The sequence below is a fragment of the Streptomyces sp. f51 genome (assembly GCF_037940415.1).
GTDB lineage: Bacteria > Actinomycetota > Actinomycetes > Streptomycetales > Streptomycetaceae > Streptomyces.
Window position 1 is genome coordinate 2178828 of record NZ_CP149798.1, and the last position, 15985, is coordinate 2194812.

Here is a 15985-nt window from a genome sequence, read left to right on the forward strand (position 1 = left end):
CCCGCCGAGAGGCGGGGCCCCCTCCATTGGGCAGGAGCCGCGAAATGGAAACGAGCAGACGTACGGTCATCGCAGCGGCGGCAGCGGGCTTAACCGCTGCCGGCATCGGCACAGCGCACGCCTCGGACGGGAAGAAGCCCGTCCGGGAACTCTTCGGCAGACTCGCCGACGGGACCAAGGTCCACCGGTGGTCCCTGGAGAACGGCGGGACACGGCTCAAGGTCCTGTCGTACGGCGGGATCGTCCAGTCCCTGGAGATCCCCGACCGGCACGGCAGGTACCGCAACGTCGCCCTGGGCTTCGGCGACCTCGACTCCTACGTGGCCTCCAGCCCGTACTTCGGCGCCCTGATCGGCCGGTACGGCAACCGCATCGGCAAGGGGCGGTTCACCCTCGACGGCACGGACCACCAGCTCTCCGTCAACGACGGCGTCAACAGCCTGCACGGCGGCGCCAAGGGCTTCGACAAGCACGTCTGGGACGTCGAGGGCTTCGCCTCCGGATCCGACGTCGGACTCGTCCTGCACTACACCAGCATCGACGGCGAGATGGGCTACCCCGGCACGCTGCGGGCGAAGGTCACCTACACCCTGACCCGGCACGGCGACTGGCGCATCGACTACGAGGCCACCACCGACAAGGCCACCGTCGTCAACCTCACCAGCCATGTGTACTGGAACCTCGCCGGTGAGGGCAGCGGCTCGGTCTACGACCACGAACTCCGCATCGCGGCCTCCCGGTACACCCCCGTCGACTCCGGCCTGATCCCCACCGGGGAACTCGCGAAGGTCGCCGGCACCCCCTTCGACTTCCGCAGGACCAAGACCGTCGGCCGCGACATCCGGGTCGCGGACCAGCAGCTCCTGTACGGCAAGGGCATCGACCACAACTGGGTCCTCGACAAGGGGATCACGGCGAAGCCCGAGCATGTCGCCACGCTCCGCGACCCGTCCTCCGGCCGCACCCTGACGATCGCCTCGAACGAGCCCGGCCTCCAGTTCTACTCGGGCAACTTCCTGGACGGCACCCTGGTCGGCACCGGCGGTCACATCTACCGCCAGGGCGACGCCCTGTGCCTGGAGACCCAGCACTTCCCGGACTCGCCGAACCACCCGGCCTTCCCCTCGACGGTGCTGCGGCCGGGACAGACCTACCGGACCAGCACGGTCCACTCGTTCGGCGCGTGACCGTACCTCACAGCCGGTTCACAAAATCCGCACGACCTCACAACGATTGAACAGCGCCCCATCCGTATCCGTATGAGAGGGCGGCCCGTGCTCCCCCGCGCGGGCCACCCAGAAAACGGGGGCCCGTCCTCCCCAACGGGCTCGCCTCATACGGAGGTTCCATGGCCGGCAATGTCACCTCGCTCTTTCGCGGCACCGCGGCGCACAGCCCGTCGATGGCCGCATTGACGCGGGAGGGCGACGGAGCCGGCCCGGTGGACTTCTGCATCCCCTGCAATCCCTACTTCCCCACCCCCGCCATGTTCGACGAACTCGCGGGCAGGCTCCGCGAGATCATCACCTACTACCCGAGCAGCGCCGACACGATCACCAGCGAGCTGTGCTCGCTGCTCCAACTCCCGCCGCAGTGCGTCGCGATGGGCAACGGCTCGACCGAACTCATCACCTGGATCGACCACCTGCTGGTCCGGGAGTCCCTCGCGATCCCCGTCCCCACGTTCGGCCGCTGGACCGACCAGCCGATGGAGACCGGCAAGCGGGTGGACATGTTCCCGCTCCAGGAGTCCACCGGCTTCGCCCTCGACCTCGCCGCGTACGCCAAGTTCATCCGCCAACGAGGCACCAGGGTCGCCGTCATCTGCAACCCGAACAACCCCGACGGCGGCTTCCTGCCGCGCCAGTCCGTCATCCAGTTCATGGACGCGATGGCCGACCTGGACCTGATCGTCATCGACGAGTCGTTCCTGGAGTTCGCCGACGCCGAGTCGGAGCCCAGCGTGGTCGAGGACGCGGTGATGAGACCCAACGTCATCGTGCTGCGCAGCCTCGGCAAGAACTTCGGTCTGCACGGCATCCGCTTCGGCTACATGGTCGCCAACCCCTCGCTCGCGGGCAAGGTCCGCTCGATGCTGCCGAAGTGGAACCTCAACTCCTTCGCGGAGACCGTGGTGTTCATGCTCAAGAACCACGGCAAGGAGTACATGGAGAGCCTGCACATGGTCCGCCGCGACCGGCTCGACATGGCCCGCCAGCTCTCCGCGCTGCCCGGTCTGACGATCTACCCCTCGCAGGGCAACTTCCTGTTCGTACGCCTTCCCGTCGGCGCCGAGGGCACGGTGGTCCGGGACCGGCTGCTCACCGAGCACCGCATCCTGGTCCGCGAGTGCGGCAACAAGGTCGGCTCCTCCAGCCGCTTCCTGAGACTCGTGGTCAGGCCGCAGACCGACGTACGGCGTCTGGTGGCCGGCCTGGAGCAGGTGCTGTTCGGGTCGAGGAAGGAGACCGCCGTCCCCGAGCTGAGCACGGGGACCGGCTACGGCTCGGGTACGGCCATGGTGGACCGGCTGGTCGGCTCGACCAACGGCGGGGGCATGCAGGGGCTGGCCGCGCAGGCCAACGCCTGGCCCGGACAGCCCGCGCAGATGCCCCAGCCGGTCGCCGCCGCGGCCCCCCAGCCGGTGGCCGCCGCCGCCCCGCAGCCCAGCCTGCCGTCCGCCCCGCAGCCGCGTCCCGCCGCGGCCTCGCCGTACCCGGCCCAGCAGCCGGCCCCGGTCTATCCCGGGGTCCAGCAGCCCGCGGCGGCCCAGGCGTATCCCACCCCGCCGCCCTCCAGCTGGCCGGCGGCGGCGCAGAACCCCGGTGTGATGCCCGCCCAGATGCCGCCCGCGGCGATGCAGGCGCCGGCCCAGCCGCCCGGTCCCCGGCCGGCCGCCGCCGCCCAGACCGGTATGCCCGGCATGACGGGCGCGCCCTCGATGGGCGCGCAGGGCGGCCTGACGGCGGCCCAGGTCCGCGGCAGGACACAGCCGGAACCACCACCACCCCAGCCGTCGAGCAGCGGCTGGGGAGCCGTCGGCGCCCTTCTGTACAACCAGGCCGGTTAGGCCACTCGTACCGCCGCGCGGCCTACCCCCGCGCGGCCGGCCTCCCCACGGGCCGGGCGGGATCCCCGCGGAGTCGGTCACCCCACGGGCCGACCGCGGGGATCCGTCCACATTCGACGACACGGCAGGGGCCGGGGCGTCTCCTCCCGGCGGCCGCGCATCTCCGTGTCCTGCTTAGCACTTGACGTGTCGTCACTTTGCGGATCTGACAGCCGGCCGACAGCAAGCACCCCTACGGTGCCGTGTCCATGACAGAAACCCCCACGAACGAGATGTCAGAGGCCCCTGTCGGGCGCCGGACCGTCCTGCTCGCCACGGGTGCCTCGGCAGCGGCACTGGCCGTCGCCGCCGCGGCCCCCGTCGCACCCTCCCCCTCCCCCACACCCGCCGCCGGACCGGCCGACGCGGCCCCCGTCGCGGCGGCCGTGTGCACCCTGACCAAGGAGATGACCGAAGGCCCCTACTACCTGGACGGACAACTCGTCCGCTCCGACGTCACCGAGGGCAAGCCGGGCGCGCCCCTCAAGCTCGTCCTCACCGTCGTCGACTCCGCCTGCGCGCCGCTCGGCGGCGCCCTCGTGGAGATCTGGCACTGCGACGCGCTCGGCGAGTACTCCGGGTACGTCGGCAACAACGGCCACAGCGAGCCGGACGACGGCACGTTCCTGCGCGGCGGCGTCCTGACGAACGCCTCCGGCGTCGCGGCCCTCACCACGGTCTACCCCGGCTGGTACCGGGGCCGCTGCGTGCACGTCCACGTCAAGGTGCACACCGGCGTGACCCTCACCTCCGACGGCTCCTTCACCGGCGGCCGGGAACTCCACACCGGCCAGCTCTTCTTCAGCGAGACGGTCACCACGGCGATGGCCAAGGTGTCCCCGTACTCCACCAACAAGGTCACCCGCACCACCCTCGCCCAGGACTCCGTCTACGACGGCGGAGGCGCCTCCTCCGGCCTGCTGACCCTGACGGCCCTGGGCGGCACCGCCTCCGCCGGCTACACCGGCACCCTGACCCTCGGCGTCGGGACGAGCTGACCCGGGCCCTCCCCCCACGGAGGCCGGGGGCGGTCCGCGCGCCGCGGGCCGCCCCCGGCCGCGCCCATACCGCGTAATCCCCCGCGCCGGGACGGTCGTACGACCATCGAACGACCCGACCCTGTGGACAATGGCCGCACCTTCCCCGCGCCCGGGCTCGGACCGGACGAGGGGGGAGCCCCCGTCGCCGTCCCCCGGGAGAACCCGCATGGTGTTGAGCAGACGTACCTTCAGCGCACTCGCCGGCACCGCCGCCCTCGGCCTCTCGCTGAGCGGCAGCGGGAGCGACGTGGCCTGCGCGGCCGGAAGGACGGTCCTCGCACCCACCGGACCCGCGCCCGCTCCGCCCGCCGCCGACGGCCGTCCGCACACCGTCGGCTTCGACCGCTACTCGATGATCGTCGACGGCAGACGCCTGGTGATCTGGTCCGGCGAGTTCCACCCCTTCCGGCTGCCCAGTCCGTCCCTGTGGCGGGACGTCCTCCAGAAGATGCGCGCCCACGGCTACAACGCGGTCAGCATCTACGTCGCCTGGAACTACCACTCCCCCGCACCCGGACAGCACGACTTCACCGGGGTCCGCGACCTCGACCTGTTCCTGCGGACCGCCGCCGAGACCGGGCTGTACGTCATCCTGCGCCCCGGCCCGTACATCAACGCCGAGGTCGACGCGGGCGGCTTCCCCGGCTGGCTGACGGCCACCCCGGGCGTGGCCCGCACCTCCGACCCCGCCTATCTGGAGCACGCCGACCGGTGGCTGACCGCCGTCGACCGCATCGCCTCCCGGCACCTCTACACCGACGGCGGCGGCACGATCGTCCTCTACCAACTGGAGAACGAGTACGACAACCACGTGACCGAGGCCGCAGGCCGCGACTACATGGCGCACCTGTACGCCAAGGTGCGCGCCGACGGCATCGACGTCCCCCTCTTCCACAACGACAAGGGCAGGAACGGCCACTGGGCCCCCGGCACCTTCGACACGGGCGGGGAGCGCGGGCGCTACCTGTACGGCTTCGACGGCTACCCCTCCCCCTTCAAGACCCCGCCGGACTGGGGGCACTTCGGGCCCGGCGGCATGCGGGGCGGATCGACCGCCAGCCCGGACACCCCGGGATGCATCCCCGAGTTCGGCGGCGGCTGGTTCGATCCCTGGGGCGGCGCGGAGTTCGACGGCCTCGGGTACGCCGAGTCCCGCCGCACCCGCGACGCGGCCTACGAGCGGCGCTTCTACCTCACCAACCTCGCCAACGGCATCACCGTCCACAACGTCTACATGACCTTCGGCGGCACGTCCTGGGGCTGGCTGCCCGCGCCGATCGTCTACACCTCGTACGACTACGGGGCCGCGATCGACGAGGCACGGCAGCCCACCGCGAAGCTCGTCCCGATGCGGCAGATCGGCCGGCTGCTCCAGTCGGTGCCCGACCTGGCCAAGCTCGACCGCGCCGACCCTCTGCCCGGCGACGAGCCGGATCCCGGCCCCGGCGTCAAGGCGTACCACCTGGTCAATCCGGACACGAAGGCGCGCTTCCTGGTCCTGCGCAACGACACGCCCTCCGAGACCGTCGCCACCGTCACGCTCGGCGGGACACGGGCCGAGGTGCCGGTGCCCGGCCTCGACGCGCGGCTGCTCGCCTCCGGGATCGCCCTGGGGCGCAGGAGGCTGAGCTGGTCCACCGCCCAGCCGATGCTGTGGCTGGCCGCAGGACGGCAGGACGTCGCCGTGTTCACCGGCCGCGCGGGCGAAGCGACACGCACGTGCCTGGAGGCCGCGAGCGAGCCGAAGGTCACCGTGCTGGACGGCGAGGCCGGATACACCCACGCGGACGGTGTCCTGCGGATCGACACCGTGCTCGGCGGCATCACCCGGGTCCGGGTGGAGGGGGGCGGGGTCGCGGCCCCGCTTCTGCTGCTGTTCGCCGACGACGAGAGCTCCCGTCTCCTGTGGCGCCACGACACCCCCTCGGGTCCGGTGCTGGTAAGGGGCCCCGCGCTGCTGCGCACCGCCGCCGTGCGCGGCACGACCGCGCATCTCACCGGCGACACCACGCAGGCGGCGGACCTGGAGGTGTGGGGGCCGCGCGGAATCAGCGAACTCGTCTGGAACCAGAGCGCGTTGACGTCCCGCCTCACGCCGTCGGGGAGTCTGCGGGCCGAACGGCCGCTGGCCGGCGCGGGCCGGGTGCGGCTGCCCGCGCTGACCGGCTGGCGCCGGGCCGAGGGGAACCCCGAGTCGGCCGCCGGTCACGACGACACCGCGTGGCGCGTGACCGACAGGACGTCCTCGCACAGCGTCACCCCGGTGCCCGCCGGACAGCCCGTGCTGTTCGCCGACGACTACGGCTTCCACTACGGAGACGTCTGGTACCGGGGGCACTTCGCGGACGCGGGCGGCGCCGACTCGGTGTCCCTGTCCTATGTCGCCGGTACCCAGGGGCTGTTGATGGCCTGGCTGGACGGAGAGCCGCTGGGCACCCACCGGATGCCGGTGCCGGACAAGAAGACCGTGCGCAAGGGGACCTGGACGGCCACCGCCACCTTCCCCGTCCGGCCGCGGGAGGGACGCGCGCACGTGCTGTCCGTGCTGGTCCGGCCGATGCAGCACGACGAGGACGGCCGGGCCGACGACACGCACAAGGCGGCCCGGGGACTGACGGCCGCCTCCTTCACCGGGGCCGCTCCCGCGGTCCGCTGGCGCATCCGGGGCGCCGCGGCCCCCGACCCGGTGCGCGGACCGCTCAACACCGGCGGCCTGCACGGGGAGTTGCACGGCTGGCATCTGCCGGGCTTCGCGGACGGCGGCTGGAAACCCGTCGCCTTCCCGCGCGCCGAGCGGAGGCAGGGGGTCACCTGGTACCGCACCGGCTTCCGGCTGGCCGTGGACAGCGCCCTGGACGCCTCGATCGGGCTCACCCTCACGGACGACCAGGCCCGCGCCTATCGCGTCCAGATCTTCCTGAACGGCTGGAACATGGGCCAGTACATCAACGACGTGGGCCCGCAGCACACGTTCGTCCTGCCCAACGGGGTGCTGCGCACCCGCGGGCACAACACGCTGGCCCTCGCGGTGCTGTCCGACGGGACCACACCCGCGGGGCCCGGCCGGGTGGAGCTGACGCTGCTGGGCAGCGCGGCCGGAGGAGTACCGGTGACCCCGGTGCCCTCCCCCGGCCCCGCGGGCGCGTAGGCCGCCAGGGGTGTCCGGGGTGTCCGGGGTGTCCGGCTAGCCTCCGAACTCCGGCTGCGGCAGGCCCTTGCCCGCGCCGGGGACCACCAGGAGGGAGCCGGACATCGGGTGCGGTGCCGTGAGGCCCGTACGCGCGGTGGTGATGTAGAGGTCGGTGAGATCGGCGCCGCCGAACGCGCAGGCGGTGGGGCGGCGGACCGGGAGGGTGAGCACCCGGTCCAGCCTGCCGTCCGGTGTGTAGCGGTGGACCGCTCCGCCGTCCCAGAGGGCGACCCAGACCCCGCCCTCCGCGTCCACCGTCAGACCGTCGGGGAATCCGTCCTCCACGGTGGCGAACGGACGTCTGCCGACGGGGAGTTGGTCGTCCCCGATGTCGAACACGTCGATGCGGCGGGTCGGTGAGTCGATGTAGTGGACCCGGCGGCCGTCGGGGCTCCAGCCCGTGCCGTTGCTGACGCTCACGTCGTCGAGGATCGCGCGGACCGTGCCGTCCGGCGTGATCCGCGAGAGGGTGCCCCCGCCCGGTGCCTCGTCGTAGCGCATCGTGCCGAACCACAGCGAACCGTCGGGCGCGACGGCCGCGTCGTTGGCACGGCGGCCGGGCACGGGCTCCCGGTGCAGCCAGCGGAACGAGCGGAACGAGCGGCCGGCCCGGACACCTCCGGCTCCGGCTCCGGCTCCGGCTCCGGCGGTGGACTCTCCGGACCCGGGCGGCCCGTAAAGGCCCACGCCGTCACGGAGGCTGACCACCAGTCCGCCGCCCGCGGCGGGCTTGGCCGCGCCCACGTGCTGCTCGGTGGCCATCACCGTGCGGCGGCCCGAGACGGGGTCGTAGGTGTGGATCCGGGAGCCGAGGATGTCGACCCAGACGAGCCGCCCGGCCCGGGCGTCCCAGGTCGGGCCCTCGCCCAGCGCCGCGTGCGCGTGGACCGCGACCTCGACGGCGCTCACCGCGCGTTCCGGTGCCCGAGCCGCTCGGACAGCTCCGCGGCACCCTTCGCCGCGAGCTGCTCCAGCTCGGCCCGCCGCTCGTCGCTCCAGCGGATCATCGGTACGGAGATCGAGAGCGCGGCGACGACGTGTCCCGCGCGGTCGCGCACCGGGGCCGCGACACAGCTGACGTCCGGGTTGGACTCACGGCTCTCGACGGCGATCCCGCGACGGCGGATCTCGGCGAGGGCCTCGCGCAGGGCGCCCGGCTCGGTGATGCTGTTCGGGGTCATCGCGACGAGCTCGGCGTCGTCGGGGACGCGAGAGGTCAGCTCGGGCTCGGAGAGGGAGGCGAGCAGCATCTTGCCGACGGAGGTGCAGTGCGCGGGAAGCCGGCGGCCGGCCGCGGAGACCATGCGCACGGCGTGCGTGGAGTCGACCTTGGCGATGTAGATGACGTCGGTGCCTTCGAGGATCGCCACGTGCACGGTCTCGTCGCAGGTCTCGGCGACGGAGCGGGCGACCTGCTGGCCCTCGGCGGCGAGGTCGAGCTGCTCGGCGTAGCGGCTGCCGAGCTGGTACGGGCGTACGCCGAGCCGGTAGCGTCCCGGCTGGCCGGGCACCTGCACGATGTACGACCGGGCGGCGAGCGTGGTCACCAGTTCGTGCACGGTCGTGCGGGGCAGCTGGAGCCTGCGCACGATGTCGGGGGCGGAAAGCGTCCCGTCCCCGTCGAGAAAGAGCTCCAGTATGTCCAGAGCCCGGGTCACGGCAGGTACGAGGCGTCCCACAACCGGCCCCCTCTCCATTGTTCGAAATTTCAACAGACGATCGGGATGACGAACACAGGCTAGTCATTCACCCTGGGGCGGGCAATGGGTCGAGTGCCCCGTACCGCCCGCCCGGCGTGGCCCGGTGCGGGATCATGGACCGCATGCCGGCCAAACGCCCCGCCGCCCCCTTCACCCCGCTCGACTTCCAGCTGGTCCTGCTGCGCCGCATGGCCGATCACAACCCCGGCCTGGTCGAGGACGCCCGTCACACGCTGGGGGTGTCGATCGCGGACATGCGCGAGGCCAACCGGCGCTGGCAGGCGATGCTGCACGCGCCGCGCTCCCGGTCAGCCGCCTCGCGCCACCGCTCCGTCCTCGGCACCCCCGAGTCCGTGCGCGAACGCCGGATCGGCGACCTGACCTGCGAGGCCCTGCAATGGCCTGTGCCGCTGTGGCCAGGTCTGCGCTTCGAGGTCCTGCTCGCCCCGAACGGCGTCGCCTGGAACGAATGGCTGGTGCGGGCCCCGGGCGCCCCCGCCCCCGTGCTGGAGACCCTGGAGGACCTGGCCCCCTGGTCCTGCACGGTCGACGAGGCGGCCCGCGCCTTCGCTCCCGCCCGGCCCCTGGAGGGCACCGCCCCGACCCGGTGGGGTCTGGCGTTCACCGCTCCCGACGCCTCGGGTGTGCCGCAGGCGTGCGCGGCGGAGTTCACCTGGGGGCTGCTGCAACGGGTGGGCGTCAAGGGGCCCGTCGCGGATCACCCCGGACACCCCGGCCCGTAGTGCGCGGACGCGGCCGCCGACGGGCCGGGGCGGCCCCGCTCAGCGGGCGGCGGCCTCGATGATCAGAGCCACGACGACGGGCAGCGACCCGGGGTGGAGCCACAGGAAGAGGTTCGGCTCGACGAGTTCGAGCTCCATCAGGCGGGGCCCGCCGTCGTCGCCGTCGACCAGGTCGACCCGGGCGTAGAGCACGCCGTCGGGGCCGCCCGGGACGGCGGCCAACGCCTTCTCGGCGACCGCCAGTTCGGCCTCGGTGGGCTCCCAGGCCTCCAGCCGCGGATGGGGCGTCTTGTCGCCGTCGAACGGCGTCCCCGGCTCCAGCACGGCCCCCTTGCGGCTGGCGTGCAGCAGCCGTCCGCCGAAGAACTGGAGCGCCCGCTCGCCCCGGGTGTCGATGTCCCGCACGTACGGCTGGACCATGGCGGTCAGCCCCTCGGCGTGCATCCGCGCGAGCTGCCCGAGGGCCGTCCCGGCCTCGGCGGGTGTGTACCGGGCGGCGTAGCGCGCGCCGGCCCCCGCCGTGGGCTTCACCACGAACTCGTGGTCGCGGGGCAGTTCGACGAGGTCCCCCGGCGCGACGTACCGGGTGGGCACGACCGGCACCCCCGCCTCCGCCAGGTCCCCGAGGTACCGCTTGTCCGTGTTCCACCGCACGACCGGCGCCGGATTCAGCAGCCGCGTGAGCCCCGCGCACCGCTCGGCCCACGCCACGAACTCCGGCACGCGCCGGCTGTAGTCCCAGGTCGACCGGATCAGCGCCAGGTCGAACCCGGCCCAGTCGACCGCGGGATCGTCCCAGTGCACGATCTCCGCCACCGCCCCGGCCTCCACGAGGGCTCCCCGCAGCACGGGCAGATCCCGGTCCGCGCCGGGCTCCTCGCCCGGGTCGTAGGTGACGAGCGCGATACGGGCCACGACGGACTCCAACCTCGTACGGCACCGGCGCGGGCACCGGCGCCCCTGTCTGCGGCGCACCCCACCGGTACGCCGTCCCTGGAACACCGCCGCAGGCTAACAACCCGCTCGCTCCCGGTCCGGGCCACACTTGACCTTCACCAAGGGGCAGGGCCCAGCATCGGTGACGGAACGAGGAACCAGAACCAGGACCGGGGCCAGTGCCGGCCGCGGTCCGGGCAGGGGAGCGACGGGGTGGACACGTGGACATGCTGACGATCGGCGCCTTCGCCAAGGCCTCGCGGCTGTCGCCCAAGGCGCTGCGGCTCTACGACGAACTGGAGCTGCTGCGTCCCGCACGGGTCGACCCCGGCACCGGCTACCGCTACTACGCGGCGGAGCAGCTCGAACAGGCGCGGCTCGTGGCCTGGCTGCGGCGGCTCGGCATGCCGCTCGCCCGGATCCGCAGGGTGTGCGCCCTCGAACCGGGTCCGGCCGCGCGGGAGATCGGCGCGTACTGGGCCGGGGTCGAGGCCGAGACGTCCGCCCGCCGGGATCTGGCGGCGTTCCTCGTGGACCATCTGTCACCGTCCCCAGGGAAGGACACCAGCATGCTGGAACTCCGCTACTCCGCCCTCTCCGACACCGGCCTGGTCCGTACGGCGAACCAGGACAGCGTCCACGCGGGGGCCCGCGTCCTCGCGGTCGCCGACGGCTGCGGGCCGGGCGGCGCACCCGCGAGCACGGCGGCCGTGCAGGCCCTGACGTTCCTGGACGACGAACCGCTGTCGGCCGGTGGCGTGCTCAACCTGCTGGAGGACGCCGTGGAGGGCGCGGCGCGGGCGGTGGCGGACCTGGTGCCGCGGCACGCCACGGCCGGGGTCCCGGACGGCGGCGGCACCGGCACCGGCAGCACGCTCACGGCCCTGGTGTGGACCGGCTCCCAGCTCGCGCTCGTCCACATCGGGGACTCCCGTGCCTATGTGCTCCGCGACGGCGGGCTGTTCCGGATCACCCACGACCACACGGTGGTCCAGTCGATGATCGACGAGGGCCGTCTCACCCCGGAGGAGGCGACCGCGCATCCCCAGCGGGCCATGCTGCTCAAGGCACTGGGCTCCCCCGCCGACGTACCCGATCTGCGGCTCCAGGACGTCCGGCCGGGCGACCGCTATCTGCTGTGCTCCGACGGCCTGTCCACCGTCGTGCCGGAGGAGGGGATCGAGCGGCTTCTCACGTCGTCGCCCGATCCGGACACGGCCGTACGGGCGCTGGTCGCGGCGGCGAACGAAGCGGGCGGGCCGGACAACGTCAGCTGCGTGGTCGCGGACGTGGTCGAGGCGACCGACCGCCCGTCCGGCCTCCGGTTCGCCTAGGTCGTGTCCGCACGGTCGCGTCCGCCGTGCGACGCCTGGCACACCCTAGGGCCTGCGGTAGCCGAGGGATGCCTCGATGGCGCGGCCGACCGGGTCGGAGGCGGCGCCGCCGCCGGGGCCGGTCACCCAGGAGCGGAAGACGCTCGCCAGTTGCAGGCCGAAGGCCTCGGCCTGCGCCTCGTCCGCCTGACGTGATCCGTCGCGGGCGGCGACGGTACGGGCGACCTCCTGCCGCAACGGCGCCCGCGGTCCGGGATCACGCCAGCCGGACCGGTCCGAGAGGGCCGCCCGCGCGACGGCCGTGGCGCCGTCCGCGTGGTGGTCGCGGTGGCCTTCCCTCATGTGCCACAACTCGTGCCCGAGGATGACGAGTTGCTGCACGGTCTCGGCACGCTCCTCGACCACGACGAGGTCGAAGTCGCCGAACTCCATCCACAGACCGGTGACTTCGATCTCGTCAGGGAAGCGTTCGAAGCGGAGCCGCACCGGACGGCCGCCCCGGCGTCTGCTCATCTCCGCGCAGAGGGCCTCCGCCAACTCCCGCACGTCGACGGGCGTATCGATCCTTCTCCGCAGCACCCGGCCGAGCTCCACCGCCAGCGCGCGCATCTCGGAGCGGGTCCCGCGCGGACGCAGCGCCCCCATGAACCTTCCGACGGAGCCGGCAGGCCTCGTCGTCATCGCTCCGCCTCCTCGCCGTCCGGCAGGACCTCGGGAAGGTGCGGCGGGGACTCACTCACCAAAGGTCTCCCGGCAGTTGACTCGTCAAGTTGTGACGCGAGCCCGACCCTACGTGTCCGGGTCCGTCCACGCCACGGTTCCCGAACGATCGTTCCCGGTTTCCGGACGATCCTTACGGCGCCTGCGCCCTCCCTCCACGTCCCCGGCGCGATCGGGCCGCCGACCACCCGGTCGCCGGTCCCGATCGTGTAGGAAGAGGCTGTCCCTCCCGGTGAAGTCCTCTCGGCAAGGAGTCCTCGTGTTCTCCCTCTTCCCGGCCCTGGTGAGCGGTTCGGTCGCGGACCGGTCCGCGCTGCGCTTCGGCGACCGGTCCCTGACGTACGCGGAACTGGCCGCCTCCGCGGGAGCGCTGGCCGCACGGCTCGACGGTGCCGGGAGGGTCGCTCTCTGGGCGACGCCGACCCTGGAGACGGCCGTCGGTGCCGTCGCCGCGCTGCTCGCCGGCGTGCCGGCCGTACCGCTGAACCCGAGGTCCGGGGAGACGGAGCTCGGTCACATCGTGGGCGACAGCGCGCCGTCCCTGGTGCTCGCGGCCCCGGGCGACACGCTTCCGGCCGCGCTCGGGGCGCTGGAACGTATCGACGTCGAGGTGACGACGGAGACGGCGGCTGAGGAAGGAGCCGAGGCGGGAGTCGAGGCGGAGGAGGGGACCGAGGTGGTGGTGGGCGTGACGGCGGCGGTCCGCGACCCCGCCTCCCCCGCCCTGGTCGTCTACACCTCCGGCACCACGGGTCCGCCCAAGGGCGCGGTCATCCCGCGCCGGGCGATCGCCGCGACCCTGGACGCGCTGGCCGACGCCTGGCAGTGGACCGGCGACGACGTGCTGGTGCACGGCCTGCCGCTGTTCCATGTGCACGGGCTGATCATCGGCGTCCTGGGCCCGCTGCGGCGCGGCGGTTCCGTGCGTCATCTGGGCCGGTTCAGCGCCGAGGGCGTGGCGCGGGAGCTGGACGCGGGGGCGACCATGCTGTTCGGGGTGCCGACGATGTACCACCGGCTCGCCGAGGCGCTCGGCGAGGACCCGGGGCTCGCCGAGGCGCTGCGTGGGGCGCGGCTGCTCGTGTCGGGCTCGGCCGCGCTTCCCCTGCACGACCACGAGCGGATCAGGGCGGCGACCGGTCGCGGGGTCGTCGAGCGGTACGGCATGACGGAGACCCTGATGAACACGAGCGTGCGGGCGGACGGGGAGGTACGGCCCGGGACGGTCGGCGTGCCGCTGCCCGGCGTCGGTCTGCGTCTGGTCGAGGAGGACGGGACGCGGATCGCCTGGTACGAGGCCGACGGCACCCCGGCCGGGGCGTACGACGGCGAGAGCGTGGGCGAGATCCAGGTGCGCGGCCCGAACCTCTTCACCGGGTATCTGAACCGGCCGGACGCCACGGCCGCCGCGTACAGCGCCGACGGCTGGTTCCGTACGGGGGACATGGCGGTCCTCGACCCCGACGGCTCCGTCCGTATCGTCGGCCGCAAGGCCACCGACCTGATCAAGAGCGGCGGATACAAGATCGGCGCGGGCGAGATCGAGAACGCGCTCCTCGAACACCCCGGGGTGCGCGAGGCCGCCGTGGCCGGGGAGCCCGACGCCGACCTCGGCGAGCTCGTCGCGGCCTGGATCGTCCCGCTCGATCTCCAGGCGCCGCCGTCCGCCGGGGAGTTGGCCGACCACGTGGCCCTCCGTCTCGCCCCGCACAAGAGGCCACGCACCGTGCGCTTCCTGGAGGCGCTGCCCCGCAACGACATGGGCAAGATCCTGAAGAGGGAGCTGCCGCGTGACTGAACGGATCTCGGCCCGCGAGGCCATCGCCCTGGTCACCGACAGCTTCGCCGAACTCCCCTGCCCCGACGCGACGTTCCCGCCGGACGGTCCACTGTCCTGGGCGGGGTACGGCGACGCCCGGGCGCGCGCCGTGGCCCGTACCGGCGAGGAGGAGTCGGTCGTCTGCGGTACGGCGACCTTCGGGACGGCGAGTTTCGGCACGACGACCGACGGCCGGGCTCCGCTCGGACCGGTCACCGCCGTCCTCGTCGCCTTCGAGTTCGGCTTCCTCGGCGGTTCCCTGGGCGAACGCACCGGGGACCGTCTGGAGGCCGCCCACGACTACGCCCGGACCCACCGGCTGCCCGTCGTCTCGCTCGTGGCCACGGGCGGCAGCCGGATGCAGGAGGGCATGCTCGCCCTGACCCAGCTCCAGCGCGTGGCCCGGCAGTCGGCGCTCACCCGGGACGCCGGGCTCGCCCAGGTCGCGGTCCTGCGGGATCCGACGACGGGCGGCGGCTGGGCCACGCTCGGGGCGGGCGCCGATGTGACGCTGGCGCTGCCGGGGGCCCAGGTCGCCTTCGCGGGTTCCCGGGTCCGTCCGCCCGGCGCGGATCCGGCGGCGTACACGGCCGAGGCGCAGGTCGCGGCGGGCTCGGTCGACGCCCTCGTACCGAAGGAGGGGCTGCGGGAGGCGCTCGCCCTGTGGCTGGACCTGCTCACCGGGCCCGCCGCCGGGGCCGCGCCCGTTCCGGCTGCGCTGGGTGACGCGACGGAGCTGCCCGCGACCGGCTGGGAGGCGGTGCGGCGGGCCCGGTCCGCGGGACGCCCGCGCGCCGAGGCCTACCTGGACGCGTACTTCACCCGCCGGGCGGCGATCGGCGGGGACCGTTGCGGCGGCGCCGACGACGGTGTGCTGTGCGGTTTCGGCCGGGCGCACGACGGGCGGACGGTCGCGTACGCGGCCCAGCGCGGCACCCCGACCCGTCCTTCCGGATACCGCACGGCGGCCCGGCTGGTGCGGATGGCGGGCCGGCTCGGCATCCCGGTCCTGACGCTGGTGGACACCCCGGGCGCGGCGAACGACGCGGACGCCGAACGGCAGGGGGCCGGCCCGGCGATCGCGGACCTGTTCGCCGCGGTCGCCACCGCCAGGACGCCCGTGACCACCCTGGTGATCGGCGAGGGCGGCTCGGGCGGTGCGCTGGCGCTGGCCGCGCCCGGCAACACCTGGGCCACGCCGGACAGTTACTTCTCGGTCATCGCGCCGGAGTCGGCGGCGGCGATCCTGAAGCGGCCCGCGGGCGAGATCAGGGCGACGGCCGACCAGCTCCGGCTGCGGCCGCAGGACCTGCTGGACCTCGGGGTGATCCGGGGCATCTCGCCGCACCACGCCTGAGCCCGAACGGACGGCGGCCGTCGGTTCCTCCCTCCCA

At 73.5% G+C, this 15985-nt stretch carries 12 protein-coding genes; 8 read left to right on the forward strand and 4 right to left on the reverse strand.

What is annotated here, in order from left to right:
* Window positions 1-44 precede the first annotated feature (44 nt).
* From WJM95_RS09690 to WJM95_RS09705, 4 genes are all read left to right on the forward strand, one after another.
* Complete coding sequence (locus tag WJM95_RS09690) at window positions 45-1187, forward strand: aldose epimerase family protein (protein ID WP_339129178.1); 1143 nt, start codon at window positions 45-47, stop codon at window positions 1185-1187.
* 161 nt (window positions 1188-1348) lie between these two features.
* The gene (locus WJM95_RS09695) at window positions 1349-3070 is read left to right on the forward strand and encodes an aminotransferase class I/II-fold pyridoxal phosphate-dependent enzyme (RefSeq protein WP_339129179.1); all 1722 of its coding nucleotides are present in this window, start codon (window positions 1349-1351) and stop codon (window positions 3068-3070) included.
* Between the two features lie 248 nt (window positions 3071-3318).
* On the forward strand, window positions 3319-4107 hold the full coding sequence (locus WJM95_RS09700; RefSeq protein ID WP_339129180.1) for an intradiol ring-cleavage dioxygenase: 789 nt from the start codon (window positions 3319-3321) through the stop codon (window positions 4105-4107).
* 208 nt (window positions 4108-4315) lie between these two features.
* Window positions 4316-7297: a beta-galactosidase gene (locus WJM95_RS09705; RefSeq protein WP_339129181.1), complete on the forward strand. Its 2982-nt coding sequence runs from the start codon at window positions 4316-4318 to the stop codon at window positions 7295-7297.
* A 36-nt stretch (window positions 7298-7333) separates the two neighbouring features.
* On the opposite strand, the gene WJM95_RS09710 is transcribed toward WJM95_RS09705, so the two are convergent.
* Window positions 7334-8248, reverse strand: a complete 915-nt coding sequence (locus tag WJM95_RS09710) for an SMP-30/gluconolactonase/LRE family protein (RefSeq protein ID WP_339129182.1) — start codon at window positions 8246-8248, stop codon at window positions 7334-7336.
* Window positions 8245-9018, reverse strand: a complete 774-nt coding sequence (locus WJM95_RS09715) for an IclR family transcriptional regulator (RefSeq protein WP_339129183.1) — start codon at window positions 9016-9018, stop codon at window positions 8245-8247. Before WJM95_RS09715 ends, WJM95_RS09710 begins: the two co-directional genes overlap by 4 nt.
* Before the next feature lie 134 nt (window positions 9019-9152).
* Here WJM95_RS09715 and WJM95_RS09720 point away from each other — a divergent pair, with 134 nt between their 5' ends.
* On the forward strand, window positions 9153-9782 hold the full coding sequence (locus tag WJM95_RS09720) for a hypothetical protein (protein ID WP_339129184.1): 630 nt from the start codon (window positions 9153-9155) through the stop codon (window positions 9780-9782).
* Window positions 9783-9821: 39 nt separating this feature from the next.
* On the opposite strand, the gene WJM95_RS09725 is transcribed toward WJM95_RS09720, so the two are convergent.
* Window positions 9822-10697 (reverse strand): hypothetical protein, encoded by an 876-nt coding sequence (locus WJM95_RS09725; RefSeq protein WP_339129185.1) that lies wholly within the window; start codon window positions 10695-10697, stop codon window positions 9822-9824.
* 248 nt (window positions 10698-10945) lie between these two features.
* Between WJM95_RS09725 and WJM95_RS09730 the strand changes: the two genes are divergently transcribed.
* Entirely contained in the window at window positions 10946-12052 is a 1107-nt protein-coding gene (locus WJM95_RS09730; protein WP_339135448.1) for a MerR family transcriptional regulator, read from the forward strand.
* Window positions 12053-12097: 45 nt separating this feature from the next.
* Here WJM95_RS09730 and WJM95_RS09735 read toward each other — a convergent pair whose 3' ends face one another.
* The gene (locus WJM95_RS09735) at window positions 12098-12733 is read right to left on the reverse strand and encodes a toxin-antitoxin system, toxin component (RefSeq protein ID WP_339129186.1); all 636 of its coding nucleotides are present in this window, start codon (window positions 12731-12733) and stop codon (window positions 12098-12100) included.
* A 298-nt stretch (window positions 12734-13031) separates the two neighbouring features.
* On the opposite strand from WJM95_RS09735, the gene WJM95_RS09740 reads away from it, so the two are divergent.
* Entirely contained in the window at window positions 13032-14570 is a 1539-nt protein-coding gene (locus WJM95_RS09740) for an acyl-CoA synthetase (protein ID WP_339129187.1), read from the forward strand.
* On the forward strand, window positions 14563-15948 hold the full coding sequence (locus WJM95_RS09745; RefSeq protein WP_339129188.1) for a carboxyl transferase domain-containing protein: 1386 nt from the start codon (window positions 14563-14565) through the stop codon (window positions 15946-15948). Before WJM95_RS09740 ends, WJM95_RS09745 begins: the two co-directional genes overlap by 8 nt.
* Window positions 15949-15985 lie beyond the last annotated feature (37 nt).